The organism is Cupriavidus sp. 2KB_3 (genome assembly GCF_052115685.1).
In the GTDB taxonomy this organism is placed as follows: Bacteria; Pseudomonadota; Gammaproteobacteria; order Burkholderiales; family Burkholderiaceae; genus Cupriavidus; species Cupriavidus campinensis.
On the sequence record NZ_JBFRHD010000014.1, the window covers coordinates 37,483 to 53,753 of the forward strand.

The window sequence follows — 16,271 nt, forward strand, 5'->3', positions numbered from 1 at the left end:
GCAGGAAGGACCGCCATGGTAAGGCGTGCGTGATCTGTCCGCACTAAAATTGGCTGTATTCAGACCTAAGCCGCGCTGAATTCGCAACGGTTGCGGCCCTGCCCCACCGAAGGGGAATGGTGTATTCCGCCGGCATGGCGGGGAAACAAAAACGGCGGGACTGATCGTCCCGCCGTGCGGAATGGCTGCCGGCATCGCTGCCGGCCCCGCGCTGGCTTGCGCTTACCAGCGCGTGTCCCGTTCCCAGGCCTTCAGTTCTTCCTCGGTGCGCTCCTTGGTGTAGCCATAGCGCTCCTGGATGCGGCCGGCGAGCTGGTCACGCTTGCCGTTGATGACCGTGAGGTCGTCGTCGGTCAGCTGGCCCCACTTTTCCTTGACCTTGCCCTTGGCCTGTTCCCACTTGCCTTCGATCTGATCCCAATTCATATACGGCTCCTGGTTGTTATCCGATGGATTACTTGGCGTACTTGGCCTTCACGTTGGCCTGGCACTTGTCCTTGGCATCGCCGGACATCGCATCGCACTTTTCCTTGTCAGCCTTGTAGGCGGCGTCCATGGTGTCCTTCTTGGCGTCGGCGCGGGCTTCGGCCACATCGGCGCTGGTGCCCGTGGCGGCGGCCTTCTCGGTCTTGGCGGCGCCCAGGTTGCGTTCGTGGGTAGCCTTGGCTTCCTTCACGCACACGTCCTTGTCGTTACCCTTCTTGTCGTCGCACATTTCCTTGGCGACGTCGTAGTCACGGTCGGCCTTGGTCTTCATGGCCTTGGCATGGGCTTTCTCGGTGCCGTCGCGCTTGGCTTCGGCGTTGGCCTTGGCCACGTCGCGGTCACGCTTGGCTTCGGCCTTGCACACGTCCTTGGCGTTGTCCTTGAGGCCGCCACACTTGCTGTTGGCCGCCTTGTAGTCCGCATCTGCCTGCTTCACGGCGGCGTCGTAGTCGGCTTTGGAGCCGGCCTGGGCATAGGCGAAGCCCGCCGGGGCGGCAACCATCATCGAACACACTGCTGCGGCAAGCCACTTTTTGGTCATCATCATGTCGTTCTCCTTTTCTTGGTGGATCCGGATGGAACCCTGTTCGGGCCACACGCCGCGTCACAATTGCAACGTCATGGCCACGCTGTACTTGCAGGTTACGTTTCCCCACCAGATCGAAGCAGAAGACCGCTGCTGAAATGTACGTAAGACAATTCCCACACTTCACATTTTTGTGCAGTGGCGATGGAATAAAGTCGGGCACCGAGGGAATAAGCGCCCGTGCCGTTCGTCTTACGCTACGAGCGCTACAAGCACTTCCCGGAATTTCGCCATGAGCCAGACCCTGACCGACGACGCCCTGCGCGAAGTCATTCCCCGCCTGCGGCGCTTCGCCCTCACGCTGACCCGGCATGAGGCAAGCGCCGACGACCTGGTGCAGGCGTGCCTGGAGCGCGCGCTGTCGCGCGGCGCGGCCCGCCACCACGACGGCGACCTGCGCGCATGGTTGTTCACAATCCTGTACCGCCAGTTCCTCGACGGCCAGCGCCGCGCCAAGCGCTACGCCGGCGTGCTGGCGCTGTTCGGCGTGGGCGACGATGCCGACATGGCGCCCTCCACCGAGGACGTGGTGCTGGCCCGCTCCGCGCTGCAGGCCTTCAACCACCTGCCGGCCGAGCAGCGCGCGCTGCTCACGCTGGTCACCGTGGAGGGCCTGACTTACCAGGAGGCTGCCGATACGCTTGGCGTAGCCATCGGTACCATCATGTCCAGGCTGTCACGCGCCCGCAAAGCCATGCGCGACATGACCGAAGGCCAACCCGCCCGTCCCACCGTCCAGGTCCTGAAATGACCCTCCAGAAGACGACCCAACACTCCCTGATGCCCGCCGACGCCGAACTCCACGCCTATGTGGATGGCGAACTCGACGCCCCGCGCCGCGCCCAGATCGACGCGCTGCTGCCCACGCACCCGGACCTCGCCCGCCAGATCGACGCGATCCGGGCCGCCGCCCAGCAACTGCGCGCGAGCCTGCCGGAGCCGTCCCCGGCGGACACCCCCGCGCGGCTCGACCCCTTCCGCATCCGCCGCACCCTGCGCGACCGCACGCAGCGGCGCATGGCCGTGGCCGCCTCGCTGGTGATGGCGCTCGGCATTGGCGGCATGGGCGGCTGGCAGACCCGCGAACTCGCCATGCGCCAGAACTACCTGCCGATGGCCGATGCCGTACAGGCCTACCGCATGTTCGCGGCCAGCGAGGGGCCGCAGGTGGTGGATGTGAGCGCGACCGATCCGCGCGCGCTCCAGTCCTGGCTCGACCGTCACTTCGTCCAGCCCGCCCCGCTGCCCGATTTCACCCAGTATGGCTTCCGGCCCGCCGGCGGACGGCTGATGCCGACCGAGCAGGGCACGGCGGCGATGGTCCTGTACCGCAACGACCAGGGCCAGACCATCGTCTATTACGTCCGGCCGCCGGGCAACCTGCTGCGCTTTGGCAACGGCAACCGGCAGGACGGCAACCTGCTGGCGCAGTACTGGCGGCAGGGCCGCTATTCCTATGCCGTGGTCAGCCCCACCGATACGCCGGTGACGCGCACCTTGCAGCAGGCGATCGAGCCGTCACGCCGCGATGCCACCTAGATAAGGACTGCCAGAAACCCGCTTGACGGGACGCCCCGCGCTCAATATTCTTTTTATGAACTTGTCGTTCATATTTGAACATTTCATTGAGCAGTCGGCCGACGCGTGACGCATTGGCCACCACACGGAGCGCCCCATGGTTTCAGGAAAGATCGGCATCAACGGTGCCGGCATTGGCGGACTGGCCGCCGCCATCGCCCTGCGCAAGCTCGGCATGGATGTCGTGGTGTACGAGCAGGCAGCGCGGTTCGCGCGGGTTGGCGCGGACATCAATCTCACGCCGAACGCCGTGCGCGCACTGGACGGCCTGGGCGTGGGCGCCGCGCTGCGCGAAACGGCAGCCCGCCCCACGCACCGCATCAGCCGCACCTGGGACACTGGCGCGGAAACCTCCCGCCTGGCCATGTCCGACGAAGCCGAGCAGCGCTACGGCGCGCCGCAGCTGACCATGCACCGGGGCGACCTGATGGCCGCGCTGGAAGCCGCCGTGCCAGCCGCCTGCGTGCGGCTGGCGCACAAGGCCACCCACATCGCGCCGAAGGACGGCGGGCGCGGCGCCACGCTGCGCTTCGCCAACGGCAATACCGAGGAGGTGGACGTGCTGATCGGTGCCGACGGCATCCACTCCATCGTGCGCACGGCGCTGCTGGGCGAGGAACACCCGATCTTCACCGGCGTGGTGGCCTACCGCGCCGTGGTACCGGCGGAAAAGCTGGCCGGCGTGCCCAACCTCGGCGCCTTCACCAAGTGGTGGGGGCCGGAGCCGACCAGCCAGATCGTGACCTTCCCGCTCAACCGTGGCCGCGAGATCTTCGTGTTCGCCACCGTGGCGCAGGACAGCTGGCGCAACGAGTCCTGGACCACGCCGGGCCGGGTCGAGGACCTGCGCGCCGCCTATGCCGGCTTCCATCCCGATGCCCGCGCCCTGCTCGACGCCTGCGACGACGTGCTGATCTCCGCGCTGTACGTGCGCGACCCGCTGCCGTCCTGGTCGGCCGGCCACATTGCGCTGATGGGCGATGCCTGCCACCCGATGATGCCGTTCATGGCGCAGGGCGCCGGCATGGCGATCGAGGACGGCGTGGTGCTGGCGCGCTGCCTGGCCGAGGCCAGCGACGACACCATCCCCGAGGCGCTGGCGCGCTACCAGGCGGCCCGCCACGACCGCACCAGCCGCATCCAGATCGGCTCGCGCGGCAACGAGTGGCTCAAGGCCGGCGGCAACGCGGACTGGGTGTACGATTACAACGCCTGGAACGTGGCGCTCGGCTGATCCTGCCGGCACCCGTTCCGTTTTTCTTTTCCCCGAGCCGATGCCCAAGACCGCCGCGCCAGACGACTCCCTCGACAACGCCACTGAACTGGACAACGACGATGCCAGCGGCGCGGCGCAGGCGCTCGTGACCCCGGTCATGCGCGGCCTGCGCCTGCTGCGTTTCATTGCAGAGGGCGGCTCCACCGCCAACCTGAGCGAGGTGGGCCGGCGCATCGACGTGAACCGCGTAACGGTGATGCGCCTGCTGGCCACGCTGGAGCACGAGGGCATGGTCGAGCGGCTGCCGCAGGGTGGGCATACGGTGGGGTTCTCGTTCCTGAAGCTGGCGTCGCGCGTGCTGGCGGCGAACGACCTCACCACCTTCGCGCGGCGCGTGCTGGCGCGGCTGAGCGGATCGCTGCAACTGTCGGCCTATCTGGCCGTGCCGGACGGCGGCCACGTGCTCTACCTGCTGCGGGACATGCCCAACACCGGGCTGGTCAGCAACATCCAGGTCGGCAGCCGCGTGCCGGCGCACCTGACCACGCCGGGGCGGATGCTGATTGCGCACCTGTCGCCGGAGGCGCTGCGCGAGCGGCTGGGCGATGACCCGCTGCCGACCGTGACCGGCCAGAGCCCCGCCACCCACGCCCGCCTGGCCGAGATCCTCGGCGCGGACCTGGAGCGCGGCTGCGCGTGGAGCTTCTCGGCCTTCGAGCCGGGCATCGACGCCTGCGCCGCGCCAGTGATGGACGCCACCGGGGACGTGATCGCCGCGATCAGCGTGGCCGGCCCGCAGCAGCGCTTCGAGGCGGACGGCACGCTGCGCGAACGGGTGGAAAAGGAAGTGAAGGCGGCGGCGAAGGATCTGTCGGCGCTGCTGGGGTACCGGGCGAACGGCAAGCGCTGAGGGGGTCTCCCCCCCCAGCCATCAAACCTCCAGCTTCATCGGCATCGACCTGCGCCGGGCCTGGGTCGCCTGGTACAGCGCGTGCGCCACGGCTGGCGCCACCGGGCCGAGGGAGACCTCGCCGCAGCCCTGCGGCGGCCGGTCGCTCGGCACGATCACCACATCGATCTTCGGCATCTCCGCCAGTTGCAGCAGCGGATAGTCGTGGAAGTTGCTCTGCTGCACCACGCCCGCCTTGAACGTGATTTCGCTCTTGAGCGTGTTGGTCAGCGCAAAGCCGATGCCGCCCTCGATATTGGCGCGGATCAGGTTCGGGTTGATCGCCCGCCCGCACTCCACCGCACACACCACGCGCCGCACGCGGAACGCCTTGCCGCTGCGCTCCAGCTCCAGCGCCATCGCCACGTAGGTCTGGAACGCCTCGCCCCGGCCCGTGTAGAGGTTGAACGTGAACCCGCGCGACACGCCCGGGGCCAGCTTGCGGTCCCAGTTCGCCGCCTTGGCCGCGGCATCCAGCACGCGCAGCGCCAGCGGGTTGTGCGCCAGCAGCGCGCGGCGGTAGCGGTACGGGTCCATGCCGGCCGCGTCGGCCATCTCGTTGACAAAGCTCTCCAGCATGAAGATGCTCGAGGTGGAGCCCACGCTGCGCATGAAGCTGACCGGAATCGGCTGCTTTACGTCGATCATGTCCACCTTCAGGTTCGGCACGCGGTAGACGCAGTCGTAGATGGCCTCCAGCATGGTCTCGTCCCAGCCGCCGTGCTTGGCCATGCGCTCGGCCTTGATCACGCCGTAGAGCGACTGGCCGGTCAGCCGGGCATGCAGCGCGCGCGGCAGGCCCTTTTCATCGAGCACGGCGCGGAAGCGCCCCGACACGCCGGGCCGGTAGAAGCCATGGCGGATGTCGTCCTCGCGCGAGCGGACGACCTTGACCGGCTTGCCCACCGCCGCCGAGGCCCGCGCCGCGTGCACCACGAAGTCCGGCAGGAACTTGCGCCCGAAGCTGCCGCCGAGGAAGGTGGTGTGGACGATGATCGTCTCGGGCTTGCGCTGGTAGAGCTTGCCGAGCGCGTTGCGCACGAAGTCCTGGCCCTGGATCGGCCCCCAGACCTCGATGGCGTCCTCGCGCAAGTGCACGGTGGCGTTCACCGACTCCATCGTGGCGTGGACGATATACGGCGTGTGGTAGTCGGCCTCGACCACCTTGCCGCCGCCGGCCAGCACCGCGTCCGGATCGCCCAGCTTCGTCGCCACCACGGCCTCCGGCGCGCCGAGCGCGGCCTGGCGCGCGGCCAGGATCTGGTCGCTGTCGAGCGACCTGGCCGGGCCGGGATCGACCTCCAGCTCCAGCGCATCGGCGCCCTTCTTGGCGAGCCAGTAGCTCGTGGCCACGACGATGGCGGCGTCCGGCGCCTGCACCACGGCCTGCACGCCCGGCATGGCCTTGACGGCGTCGGCGTTGCGCAGGCCGATGACCTTGCCGGTCACGGTGGGGGCGAACTTCAGCGCGCCGTAGAGCATGCCCGGCACCTTCACGTCGATGCCGAACTCGGCGGAGCCATCGACCTTGGCCGGCGTGTCCAGCCGCTGCAGGTCCTTGCCGATCAGCTGGTGCGCGGCTTCGTTCTTGAGGCGCGGCGTGGGGTTCAGCGGCAGCTTCGCCGCTTCCTCGGCCAGCTCGCCATAGCTGAACGAGCGGCCCGTGGCGCCGTGATAGACGCGACCTTTCTCCGTGTAACACTGGCCCGGGCGTACCTGCAGGCGCTTCGCGGCGGTCATCACCAGCACCTCGCGCGCCTGCGCGCCGGCAATGCGCAGCCGCTGGTAGAACAGCGTGGCGGACATCGACGCGCCGACGAACTGCTGCGGCTCCTCGTACGCGGCGCCGGTGCGGTAGGCGTCCCGGCCGGTCACGAAGGTCACGGCCACCTGCTGCCAGTCGGCGTCGAGTTCGTCGGCCAGCACCTGCGGCATGCCGGTATAGACGCCCTGCCCGCATTCGCACTGCGACAGCCCGAGCGTGATCTTGCCGTTCGGCTCGATCCAGATCCAGTCCGTGATCTCGTGCGTGCCGTGCGGGCCGCTGTCCACGGTGCGGGACGCCAGTGCCGGCAGCGGAATGCAGAGCGCGCCGGCCAGCGCCATGCCGCCCTTCAGGAAGCCGCGCCGCGCGGGGCTGGCGATACTGTCACTTTGCGGCAGCATGAACGGCCTCCCGGATGCGGTGGTAGGTGGCGCAACGGCACAGGTTGCTGACCGATGCGTCGATCTCCTTGTCGGTGGGGTGCGGATTCTGCTTGAGCAGCGCCGTCACCGCCATGACCATGCCGGACTGGCAGTAGCCGCACTGCGGCACGTCCTTGGCGATCCAGGCCTGCTGCACCCTGGACGAGCGGTCCGGCGAGAGCCCCTCGATGGTGGTGACCTTGCGGCCCGCCACGCTGGAGACCGGCGTCACGCACGACCGCTGCGCGTTGCCATCCACATGCACGGTGCAGGCGCCGCAGGCGCCGATGCCGCAGCCGTACTTGGTGCCGGTCAGGCCGGCGTCATCGCGAATCACCCACAGCAGCGGCGTATCGCCGTCGCCGTCAAAGCGGGTCGCTTTTCCGTTCAACACAAAATCCATGATTGCCCTCGCTCGTGCAAGAAGTCACGCTGAAATGACGGCCGCAGGCCACCCTGCACGGCGCAGGGTGCGGCCAGGTACGACTCGGTTGGAAACTTGGGGAGGGGCGCCGGCGGGTGTGCCGCGAAGCGCCGGGAGGCTATTCCGCCGTGATGTGGTACGTGCGGATCAGCGTGGCCCACGCCGCGGTATCGTCGCGGATGCGTGTGGCCAGGGCGTCTGGGGTGCTGGCCACGGGTTCCAGGCCCTGGCGCTTCAGGTCATCGCGCACACTCGCGGTGGCGAACAGCGTGCGCACATCGGCGGCCAGCGCATCGGCCAGCGGCTGGGGCGCGGCGGACGGCACCAGCAGGGCGTACCAGGAACTGACGTCGATGCCGGGCATGCCCTGCTCGGCCAGCGAGGGCACGTCCGGGGCCGCCGGGGAGCGCTTCGACTGCGTGACGGCCAGCGCGCGCAGCGCGCCGGACTGGATGAACGGTGCCAGCGTGGGCCACGTGCCGAGCAGCACGGGCACCTGCCCGCCCACCACGTCGGTCACGGCCTGCGTGGTGCCCTTGTACGGCACATGCAGCATGGTCACGCCGGCCTTGTTGCGGAACAGCTCGCCGGCCAGATGCAGGCCGCTGCCGACGCCGGGGCTGGCGTAGCCGAGCGGCGACTTCGCCTGATCCGCCTGCCTGGCCAGGGCGATCAGCTCCGGCACGGTGCGCGCCTTGACCGCCGGGTTCACCGCCAGCACGTTGGGCGAGCTGGCCAGCAGCGAGACGGGCCGGAAATCGCGCGTGACGTTGTAGGACAGTGCCGGGAACAGCGTGGGATTGATGGTCAGGTTGCCCGCCGGCACCACCAGCCAGGTGCAGCCATCGCCCGCCGCGCGGCGCACGGCGTCGATGCCGATATTGCCGTTGGCGCCCGGCTTGTTGTCGACGATCATGGTCGCGCCCTTGCGCTCGGACGGCTGCGGCAGCTGCTGGAGGCCCTGCGACAGGGTACGGGCGAGCTGGTCGGCCGGGCCGCCAGCCGGGAACGGCACCACGATCCGCACCGTGTGACAGGCCGGGGCGGCCTGCGCCTTGCCCGGCATCGCCACCATCACCCCCATCGCCATGATCGCCATGATCGCCATCATCGGCAGCACTGCCGCCGCCCTGCCCATCCACCGTGCTTTCCTCATGCCAGCCCCGTTCCTTCCGTGATTTCACCATCCGCCGGGGCGTCAGCCCGGCGTCATTCGTTGGCCACCCTGTCCTGCAGGGTCGGCCGGTAATCCAGCAGGCGCGACAGCTCCCCTGCCGCCTCGCGCACCTTCTCGACCATCGAATCGAGCAGCGCCGGATCGATCCGGGCCGCCGGGATGGTCGCCCCCAACGCCGCCACCACGCGCGCGGTGCGGTCACGCACCGGCGCGGCGATGGTCGAGATACTGGCCTCGAAGAAGCCCTCGTGCAGCACGTAGCCGCGCTGGCGGTCACGCTGCACCATCTCGTACAGCTCCTCCACGGTGCGCGGCGTGCTGTCCGAGTACACCTCAAGCCGTGGCTCCGGATACAGCTCCCGCAGCGCCTCGAGCGACAGGTCTTCCAGCAGCACGCGCCCCAGCACCGTGGCATGCGCCGGCAGGCGGGTGCCCACGTTCACCGTGCTGGTGAACGGCCGCGCCGCCACCGACTTGGCCACGTACACGATCGACCGGCCATCGCGCACCACCAGGTTGCACGGGTAGTGGATGTCGTCGCGCAGGCGGTCCAGCAGCGGCCGGCCCAGTTCGGTCAGCTCCAGCGAGGCCAGGTAGTCGAAGCCGAGCCTCAGCACCGCCATGCCGAGGCGGAATTCGCGCCCGCCATCGGTCCGTTCCACGAAGCCCATCATCTCCAGCGTGGCCAGCAGCCGGAACACCGTCGAACGCGGCACCTTCAGCCGCCGCGCCAGTTCCGCCGCCGACAGCGTGCGGTCCTTGCTGCTGAACTCGCCCAGCAGCCTCAGCCCGCGCTCCAGCCCCGGCACGATGTACTTGTCTTGCGTGTCCTGCGTTTCCTGCTGCACTTCCTGCTGCACTTCCTGCTGCGTTTCCTCTCTGGGAAGGTCCTGGTTCATGGTCTCTCTCTGCGTAGCGTTCGGTCCTGCCGCCGGCTTTCTGCAACATCAGCCGGCTGGCAACGGATCCGTATAACATGCGGCGTCGCGCACAGCACGATCGCACACACGTCTCCACCTCGAACCCTAGCAGATATGTTTTATCTATGAAACCCGGATTCACATCAGGAACGAATCCAGAGTAGGGCGACTTTGTTGATGACTCAACTTAAGTCAATCCCCGATTGACATCACCCCTGCGATCTGCCGTATTTTGCTGCGTGGCACAAAGTTGCGAGCCCCGCCAGCTGTGAGACAATCGCGGCCGGTTTCCGGCCGTCTTGCGGCATCCCGCGGCATTCTTTCCCCGCTTCCACTTCGCCATGTCCAGCCCCACCTCCGCACACGAACAAGCCACTCCGGCCACCGATCCCTGGTCCGAACTCGACGAGGCGGGCACGGGACTGACCGTCAACGACTTCCTGACGACGATGTTGAGCCAGCTGGTCACGGCACTGCGCAACAGCGTGACCGAGCCATACGCCACGCAGTTCGAGCTGACCGTGCCGGAATGGCGCATGCTGGCGCTGCTGGCGCACGGCAAGGAGCTCTCGTTCGCGGAGATGGTCAAGCAGTCCACCTCGGACAAGGCGCTGGTCAGCCGCACGCTGCGGCTGCTGGAGGACCGGGGGCTCGTCACGCTGGAGTCCGAAGGCAGCACGCCGCGCCGACGCCTGGTCTGCCGCATCACGCCCGCCGGCGAGGCGCTCCACGCCCAGGTGATTCCGCTGGCCCGGCGCGGGCAGGCATCGGTGATCCGCCTGCTGACGCCCGAGGAGCGCCACGGCCTGTACACCGGCCTGCGCAAGCTGCACGGCATCTGCACCGCCCGCGACTGACCCCGTCGCCAGACAGGAAAAACAAAAAACGCCCCGCGCCGGTACAGGCCGCGGAGCGCAACGACGACATGACGATCGTCGAAGACCCAACAATACGTTTCAGCCGTCCGGAGGCTAGACCTCCAGCTCCTCCAGCACCTGCCCCTTGGTCTCGATGCCGAGGAAGAACACGGTCACGGCGGCCAGCAGCGGCACCACGGCAAGCCCGTAGAACGCCAGGCTCAGATTGCCGCTGCCAATGGTGCTGGCGATCAGCCCCGGGGCAAAGATCGCCGAGATCTTGAGCCACGCGCCGCCCAGCCCGCAGCCCATGGCGCGGATGCTGGTGGGGTACAGCTCCGGCGTGTAGACGTAGGCGGTGATGAAGCCGCAGGCCAGGAAGCCCATGGCCAGCGCGCAGAACGTGGCCACCACGTAGACCGTGGAGGCGTGGAACACGCCCGCCAGCACCAGCGACACCGCGCACAGCACAAAGGACACGTTGATGACCGGCTTGCGGCCCACCTTGTCCACCACCATCGCGCAGATCAGCGACCCGACCACGCCCAGCACCGAGGCCCCCGCCGCCAGGTTCAGCGCCAGTTGCAGCGGCGCGTGGTAAACGGTCTTGTAGACGGTGGGCAGCCACGTCGACAGCCCGTACTGGATAAAGCCGCAGGTCGCCCACAGCATCCACACGGCCAGCGTGCGGCCGATATAGGCGCGGCCGACGAGATCCCGCACGCGGCGGCGCGGATGGCGGGCCGCCATGGCGTCGAACGCCGAGGTATCGCCCTCCGGCGGCAGCGGCTGCTTCGCGCGGGCCTCGAAGGCGCTCAGCGCCGCGTCCGCCTCGCCCAGCCGGCCCTTCTCGGCCAGCCAGCGCGGTGACTCGGGAATCAGCTTGCGCAGCACGAAGAACAGTACGATCGGCACCCCGCCCAGGAAGTACATCACCTCCCAGCCGTAGCGCGGCACCAGGAAGGCGCCCAGCGCGTTGGACACCATCAGCCCGATCGGGAACACCACCTCGTACAGCAGCACAAAGCGGCCCCGGCCATGCGCGCGGGTAACCTCGTTGATATAGGTAGCCGCCACCGGCAGTTCGCCGCCCAGCCCCAGCCCCTGGATGATGCGCAGCAGCGCGAAGATCTCGAACGAGGGCGCAAAGCCGCAGGCAATACTCATCAGGCCGATGATGCCCGCGCTCCAGCCCACCGAGCGCAGCCGGCCGAAGCGCTCGGCCAGCGCCGGGAACAGCAGCGCGCCCACCAGCTGGCCCACCGAAGGCGCCGCGATCAGGAAGCCGATCTGCCCCGGCGTGAGCGACCAGTTGGCGATCAGCAGCGGCAGCGTGGCGGCGATGGCAATCACGTCGAAACCGTCGAAGAAGGTGGCCAGGCCGATCAGCAGCCGGGCGCGGATATGCATCGCGTTGCCGGGCATCCGCTCGATACGGGCGATGATCTGGCCGCGCGTGACCGCGCGGGTGCTGGTTTGGGGGTGTGCGGGGGCCGTGGCGCCGGCTGATGCCGCGCCGTCTATGCTATCGATATACATCGTGGGGGTTCCTCAGCCGCTCAAAGGTCCAGCACGAGCCGCTGGCCCTTGCATCCGGATACGCACACCATCATGGTGTTGTTGGCAGCGCGCTCGCTGTTGCTGAGCACGCTGTCGCGGTGGTCGGGGCAGCCGTCGAGCACGGCGGTCTCGCACGAGCCGCACACGCCCTCCCGGCAGCTGTACTCCACCGCCACGCCGGCTTCCAGCAGGGCATCGAGCAGCGACTTGCCGGACGGCACGCGCACGTTGGCGCCCGTGCGTTGCAGCGTGACGCTGTACTCGCCCTCCTGCACCGCCTCGGTGGCCGGGTCGGCGGCAAAGCGCTCGATGTGGACGTTGGCGTAGCCGTGGGCCGCGCAGGCGGCCTCGAAGGCGTTGAGCATCGGGCCGGGGCCGCAGCAGTAGAAGTGCGTGCCGGCATCCTGCCCGGCCAGCATCGCCTGGAGGTCCGGCGGCGCGCCCTGCTCGTCGTCGAAATGGAAGCGCACGGCATCGCCATAGGCCGACAGGGCCTCGACGAAGGCCGCCTCCTCCCGCGAGCGGGCGCAGTACAGCAGCGTGAACGCGCGGCCACGCTCGGCCAGCCGGCGCGCCATGCAGACGATGGGCGTGACGCCAATGCCGCCAGCCACCAGCACTGTGTGCGCGGCATCCTCGTCCAGCACGAAGTGGTTGCGCGGCGCCGCCACGGTGAGGGTGCTGCCCACGCGCAGCTGCTCGTGCACGAAGCGCGAGCCGCCCCGGCTGTTGCGGTCCTGCAGCACGCCCACGGTGTAGCGGTCGCGCGCCTCGGGCGCGCCGCACAGCGAATAGCTGCGCACCAGGCCGTTGGCCAGGTGCAGGTCGATATGCGCGCCCGGGCTGAATTCGGGCAAGGTGGCGCCGCTGGGGTCGCGCAGCTCGATGCTGACCACACCGCGCGCCTCGAACCGCATGGCCTGCACGCGCATCGTCAGGGATTGACTGGCACTCATGACTGCTTCCTTCTCAAGGCTTGCCCCCGCAGAGGCAACAACGCTGCTTCAATGCCGCAGTGCGACTTAACGCTTTTCCGTGAGGAACTTGCCCTGCGGGCCGCCGGCGTTCTTCTGACGGCGCGTATTGCCGTCGATGCCGCCCTCGATGGCCCATTCGGCGAACACGGTCGGGCCCGGCTCGAAGGCGCGCGGCTCCCAGTGGGCGTCGAGCTGGTCCTCGTCGGCGTAGTACTCGATCAGGCCGCCGGCCGGATTCTTGAAGTACCAGAAGTAGGCGGACGAGATCGGGTGGCGGCCCGGGCCGAGCTGGGTGTCCCAGCCCGTGCGGGACATGTGCATGCCGCCGCCGAAGACCTCGTGGATGTCCCGCACCGTAAACGCCACATGGTTCAGGCCGCGCTTGGGCTGCGGCAGTTGCAGCAGGAACAGGTCGTGGTGACCGCCCTCGGCCGCGCAGCGCAGGAAGGCGCCGCGTTCCGGGTAGTTGTCCGACTGCACGAAGCCGAACTTCTCCACGTAGAAGCGCTCGGTGGCCTTCACGTCCGCGACGAAGAACACCACGTGGCCCACCTCGATGGGCGCGGCGCGCTCGTAGACCGGGCTGCGCTGGTTCAGGCGCGGCTTGTCGTTCCACGTGTTCATCACCGCGCACTCCACCTGCACCTCGCGCTTGCGCGAGACCTGGAAGCGCACGGCCAGCCCGTTCGGGTCGGTGCAGCCCACGCGCGCGCCGTCCTGCTGGCGCACGAAGCTCGGCTCGGCGCCGATGGCGTCGGCAATCGCCTCCAGCGACGCCTGGTCCGCCACGCCCCACACCACCTCGCGCAGCGTCGGGCCGTCCTCGATGGCCGGCGCCAGCGCCGGATCGGCGATCTTGCGCACCAGCACGCGGCAACCGTTCAGCGTTTCGAAGTCAAGCGCCTCGGCGTCGTCGCGCTTGACGGTCAGGCCCCAGTCGCTGAAGAAGCCACGGCACGCGTCGAAGTCGTCGGCGCCGTAGGTGATTTCGTCGATTCCCAATACCTTCATCTTGCTTCTCCGTCCTGCCGGTTGATCCACGGGCTCAGTTGGCCCACGGCAGCGGTTGTTCGTTCAGGCCCCAGTACACGGCCTTCTGTTCCATGTATTGCAGGATGCCCAGTCGTCCCTTCTCGCGGCCCAGGCCGCTGTCCCGCCAGCCGCCGAACGGCGTCGAGATCGAGAACTGCTTGTAGGTGTTGATCCACACGTTGCCGGCTTGCACGGATCGTGCCACCCGCCAGGCGCGCTTGTAGTCGCGCGTCCAGATGCCGGCGGCCAGCGCGTAGATGCTGTCGTTGGCCTGGGCGATCAGGTCGTCCTCGTCGTCGAACGGCATCGCCACCAGCACCGGCCCGAAGATTTCCTCCTGGCATATACGTGCATTGTTGTCGAGCCCTTCGATGATGGTCGGCGTGTAGAAATAGCCATTGCCAAGGCCCGCCACGTCCGGGCGCATGCCGCCCGTGCGCAGCTGGCCGCCATCTTCCACGCCCATCGCCACGTAGGATTCGATGCTGTCGCGGTGCCGGTCGGTGATCAGCGGCCCCATCTGGGTGCGCTCGTCGGCCGGGTCGCCCACGCGCAGTCTGGCGGCGGCGGCGGCCAGGCGATCCATGAACGGCTCGTACTGCGCGCGCGCCACGAACAGGCGCGAGCCGGCGATGCACGACTCGCCCGACGAACTGAAGATGCCGTACAGCACGCCGTTCACCGCGTGGTCCAGGTCGGCGTCGTCGAAGACCATGGTCGGCGACTTGCCGCCCAGCTCCAGCGACACCGGCATCATCTTGTCGGCGGCGATATGGGCGATGTGCTTGCCCGTGGTGGTGCCGCCCGTGAACGACACGCGGCGCACCAGCGGATGCTTGGTGATGGCGTCGCCAATCACCGAGCCCTTGCCCGGCAGCACGCTGATCAGGCCCCGGGGCACGCCGGCTTCCTCGCAGATCGCGGCCAGCTCCAGCGCCATCAGCGGCGTCACCTCGGCCGGCTTGACCACCACGGCGTTGCCGGCGGCGAGCGCCGGCGCCATTTTCTGCGCCTCGCTGGCAATCGGCGAATTCCACGGCGTGATGGCGGCTACCACACCCATGGGCTCGTAGACGCTCATGGTCAGGCAGTCGCCCCGCTGCGGCGTGATGGATTCCTCCATGGTCTCGCAGGCGGCGGCGAAGAACTGGAACGTGGCGGCGGCGCTGGCCACCAGCGCGCGCGTCTCGCTGATCGGCTTGCCGTTGTCCAGGCGCTGGCGCTGGGCCAGCGGCTCGGCGCGCGCGCGGATCAGCTCGGCCACGCGGTACAGCACGGCGGCGCGCTCATGCGGCTTGCGCTGCGCCCAGCCGCTGGTCAGGAAGGCGCGATGGGCGCCCTGCACGGCTTCTTCCACATCGGCCAGGCTGGCCGCGTTCAGTTCGGCCACGATCTCGCCGGTGGCGGGGTAGCGCGTGGCGTAGCGGTCGCCCGAGCCCAGGCGCCAGGCGCCGGCGATGCAGATCGGGAGGACTTGTTGTGTGCTCATGTCAGATTCACTTCAGATCGACACCGCGTGGGCGCGGTTGCCGAGGGCGCGCACCACGCTGAACACGGTCAGCGCGGACGTCTTGGGATTGGCCGCGAGCGGCTTGCCGCGCATGGTCAGCTCGAAGCCGCCAAACGCGCCGCGTGCTTCCACGTGGTGGACGTTCTCCTCCGCGTGCGGATCGGCCAGCAGCTTGACCGACGTGCGGTCGAGGCCGAGCCCCGCCAGCGACACGGTGGCGGCCACATTGGCGTTCTTCGGATAGAGCCGCGCGGCGTCGCGCGCGGTGCCTTCGAAGATCACCGTGGCTTCGGTCAGCGCGTCCAAGTCGAACAGCTCGGCCGCCGGCGTGCCTGACCACGCGCGGGCCGGCTTGCGGCCGGTGTAGATGACCTCGTCCAGCCCGCCCACGCGGGCGGCAGCCAGCGCGTCGATGGCGCCGATGGCGCCCGACAGCAGCTGCACCTGCGTGTTGCCACGGCGTGCCGCCGCTTCCAGGCGCTCGGCCATGCCCGGCTCGGACAGCGCGCCGACCGACACCACCATGCACGGAATGCCACGTTCGAGCGCCGGTACGATGTGCTCCTCCAGCGCGCGATGGCCCGCGCACTCCACGAGCAGGTCCGGGCGGCGGTCGCCGTCGGCCAGCCCGGTGGCCACGCGCACATTGGGCGCCAGCGCCGACAGCGCGCCGCGTGCCTCGTCCATCGTGCCCGCCGGCACGATCACGACGTCGAACACGACATCCGGGTCTGACTTCAGCAGTTCCAGCACGCCGCGGCCAATCGCTCCGCAACCCACCATGGACACATGCAGCATGGACGTTCTCCTGG

General features: G+C 68.7%; 16 protein-coding genes. 5 read left to right on the plus strand and 11 right to left on the minus strand.

Going from position 1 to position 16,271, the window contains the following annotated elements; genetic code table 11:
* Window positions 1-222: 222 nt before the first annotated feature.
* Both AB4120_RS16155 and AB4120_RS16160 read right to left on the minus strand, forming a co-directional pair.
* Window positions 223-426, minus strand: a complete 204-nt coding sequence (locus AB4120_RS16155; protein WP_092293408.1) for a CsbD family protein — start codon at window positions 424-426, stop codon at window positions 223-225.
* A 28-nt stretch (window positions 427-454) separates the two neighbouring features.
* A complete protein-coding gene (locus tag AB4120_RS16160; RefSeq protein ID WP_149139304.1) occupies window positions 455-1,027 on the minus strand; it encodes a hypothetical protein in 573 nt (190 codons plus the stop codon).
* 277 nt (window positions 1,028-1,304) lie between these two features.
* Here AB4120_RS16160 and AB4120_RS16165 point away from each other — a divergent pair, with 277 nt between their 5' ends.
* The 4 genes from AB4120_RS16165 to AB4120_RS16180 all read left to right on the plus strand — a co-directional run bounded on the left by AB4120_RS16165 (window position 1,305) and on the right by AB4120_RS16180 (window position 4,776).
* On the plus strand, window positions 1,305-1,823 hold the full coding sequence (locus tag AB4120_RS16165) for a sigma-70 family RNA polymerase sigma factor (protein ID WP_149138240.1): 519 nt from the start codon (window positions 1,305-1,307) through the stop codon (window positions 1,821-1,823).
* Window positions 1,820-2,611: an anti-sigma factor family protein gene (locus tag AB4120_RS16170; protein WP_149138241.1), complete on the plus strand. Its 792-nt coding sequence runs from the start codon at window positions 1,820-1,822 to the stop codon at window positions 2,609-2,611. Before AB4120_RS16165 ends, AB4120_RS16170 begins: the two co-directional genes overlap by 4 nt.
* Before the next feature lie 136 nt (window positions 2,612-2,747).
* Window positions 2,748-3,884 (plus strand): FAD-dependent monooxygenase, encoded by a 1,137-nt coding sequence (locus AB4120_RS16175; protein WP_149138242.1) that lies wholly within the window; start codon window positions 2,748-2,750, stop codon window positions 3,882-3,884.
* Between the two features lie 40 nt (window positions 3,885-3,924).
* A complete protein-coding gene (locus AB4120_RS16180) occupies window positions 3,925-4,776 on the plus strand; it encodes an IclR family transcriptional regulator (RefSeq protein ID WP_149138243.1) in 852 nt (283 codons plus the stop codon).
* A gap of 21 nt (window positions 4,777-4,797) precedes the next feature.
* Here AB4120_RS16180 and AB4120_RS16185 read toward each other — a convergent pair whose 3' ends face one another.
* The 4 genes from AB4120_RS16185 to AB4120_RS16200 form a co-directional block, all read right to left on the minus strand.
* Window positions 4,798-6,981 (minus strand): molybdopterin cofactor-binding domain-containing protein, encoded by a 2,184-nt coding sequence (locus AB4120_RS16185; RefSeq protein WP_441642573.1) that lies wholly within the window; start codon window positions 6,979-6,981, stop codon window positions 4,798-4,800.
* The gene (locus tag AB4120_RS16190) at window positions 6,965-7,405 is read right to left on the minus strand and encodes a (2Fe-2S)-binding protein (protein ID WP_149138245.1); all 441 of its coding nucleotides are present in this window, start codon (window positions 7,403-7,405) and stop codon (window positions 6,965-6,967) included. Before AB4120_RS16190 ends, AB4120_RS16185 begins: the two co-directional genes overlap by 17 nt.
* 139 nt (window positions 7,406-7,544) lie before the next feature.
* Window positions 7,545-8,516 (minus strand): tripartite tricarboxylate transporter substrate binding protein, encoded by a 972-nt coding sequence (locus tag AB4120_RS16195; RefSeq protein ID WP_392388557.1) that lies wholly within the window; start codon window positions 8,514-8,516, stop codon window positions 7,545-7,547.
* Window positions 8,517-8,635: 119 nt separating this feature from the next.
* On the minus strand, window positions 8,636-9,502 hold the full coding sequence (locus tag AB4120_RS16200) for an IclR family transcriptional regulator (protein ID WP_144197771.1): 867 nt from the start codon (window positions 9,500-9,502) through the stop codon (window positions 8,636-8,638).
* 362 nt (window positions 9,503-9,864) lie between these two features.
* Here AB4120_RS16200 and AB4120_RS16205 point away from each other — a divergent pair, with 362 nt between their 5' ends.
* The gene (locus tag AB4120_RS16205) at window positions 9,865-10,380 is read left to right on the plus strand and encodes a MarR family winged helix-turn-helix transcriptional regulator (protein WP_149138246.1); all 516 of its coding nucleotides are present in this window, start codon (window positions 9,865-9,867) and stop codon (window positions 10,378-10,380) included.
* A gap of 114 nt (window positions 10,381-10,494) precedes the next feature.
* Here the strand turns inward: AB4120_RS16205 and AB4120_RS16210 are convergent, their stop codons facing one another.
* The 5 genes from AB4120_RS16210 to AB4120_RS16230 all read right to left on the minus strand — a co-directional run bounded on the left by AB4120_RS16210 (window position 10,495) and on the right by AB4120_RS16230 (window position 16,257).
* The gene (locus tag AB4120_RS16210) at window positions 10,495-11,919 is read right to left on the minus strand and encodes an MFS transporter (RefSeq protein ID WP_441642574.1); all 1,425 of its coding nucleotides are present in this window, start codon (window positions 11,917-11,919) and stop codon (window positions 10,495-10,497) included.
* Between the two features lie 20 nt (window positions 11,920-11,939).
* A complete protein-coding gene (locus AB4120_RS16215; RefSeq protein WP_149138247.1) occupies window positions 11,940-12,896 on the minus strand; it encodes a PDR/VanB family oxidoreductase in 957 nt (318 codons plus the stop codon).
* Between the two features lie 66 nt (window positions 12,897-12,962).
* Window positions 12,963-13,928 (minus strand): VOC family protein, encoded by a 966-nt coding sequence (locus AB4120_RS16220; protein WP_149138248.1) that lies wholly within the window; start codon window positions 13,926-13,928, stop codon window positions 12,963-12,965.
* Between the two features lie 34 nt (window positions 13,929-13,962).
* Window positions 13,963-15,438 carry an aldehyde dehydrogenase gene (locus tag AB4120_RS16225; protein ID WP_149138249.1) on the minus strand — a complete coding sequence of 492 codons (1,476 nt, stop codon included), beginning with the start codon at window positions 15,436-15,438 and terminating at the stop codon, window positions 13,963-13,965.
* Between the two features lie 12 nt (window positions 15,439-15,450).
* Window positions 15,451-16,257 carry an aspartate dehydrogenase gene (locus AB4120_RS16230; RefSeq protein ID WP_149138250.1) on the minus strand — a complete coding sequence of 269 codons (807 nt, stop codon included), beginning with the start codon at window positions 16,255-16,257 and terminating at the stop codon, window positions 15,451-15,453.
* Window positions 16,258-16,271 lie beyond the last annotated feature (14 nt).

Coding starts and splice junctions, on each gene's coding strand:
- AB4120_RS16160 (WP_149139304.1), bottom strand. CDS start 1,027: ATGACCAAAAAGTGGCTTGCCGCAGCAGTGTGTTCGATGATGGTTGCC.
- AB4120_RS16225 (WP_149138249.1), bottom strand. CDS start 15,438: ATGAGCACACAACAAGTCCTCCCGATCTGCATCGCCGGCGCCTGGCGC.
- AB4120_RS16210 (WP_441642574.1), bottom strand. CDS start 11,919: ATGTATATCGATAGCATAGACGGCGCGGCATCAGCCGGCGCCACGGCC.
- AB4120_RS16190 (WP_149138245.1), bottom strand. CDS start 7,405: ATGGATTTTGTGTTGAACGGAAAAGCGACCCGCTTTGACGGCGACGGC.
- AB4120_RS16195 (WP_392388557.1), bottom strand. CDS start 8,516: ATGGCGATGGGGGTGATGGTGGCGATGCCGGGCAAGGCGCAGGCCGCC.
- AB4120_RS16155 (WP_092293408.1), bottom strand. CDS start 426: ATGAATTGGGATCAGATCGAAGGCAAGTGGGAACAGGCCAAGGGCAAG.
- AB4120_RS16230 (WP_149138250.1), bottom strand. CDS start 16,257: ATGCTGCATGTGTCCATGGTGGGTTGCGGAGCGATTGGCCGCGGCGTG.
- AB4120_RS16220 (WP_149138248.1), bottom strand. CDS start 13,928: ATGAAGGTATTGGGAATCGACGAAATCACCTACGGCGCCGACGACTTC.
- AB4120_RS16185 (WP_441642573.1), bottom strand. CDS start 6,981: ATGCTGCCGCAAAGTGACAGTATCGCCAGCCCCGCGCGGCGCGGCTTC.
- AB4120_RS16165 (WP_149138240.1), top strand. CDS start 1,305: ATGAGCCAGACCCTGACCGACGACGCCCTGCGCGAAGTCATTCCCCGC.
- AB4120_RS16205 (WP_149138246.1), top strand. CDS start 9,865: ATGTCCAGCCCCACCTCCGCACACGAACAAGCCACTCCGGCCACCGAT.
- AB4120_RS16180 (WP_149138243.1), top strand. CDS start 3,925: ATGCCCAAGACCGCCGCGCCAGACGACTCCCTCGACAACGCCACTGAA.
- AB4120_RS16175 (WP_149138242.1), top strand. CDS start 2,748: ATGGTTTCAGGAAAGATCGGCATCAACGGTGCCGGCATTGGCGGACTG.
- AB4120_RS16215 (WP_149138247.1), bottom strand. CDS start 12,896: ATGAGTGCCAGTCAATCCCTGACGATGCGCGTGCAGGCCATGCGGTTC.
- AB4120_RS16200 (WP_144197771.1), bottom strand. CDS start 9,502: ATGAACCAGGACCTTCCCAGAGAGGAAACGCAGCAGGAAGTGCAGCAG.
- AB4120_RS16170 (WP_149138241.1), top strand. CDS start 1,820: ATGACCCTCCAGAAGACGACCCAACACTCCCTGATGCCCGCCGACGCC.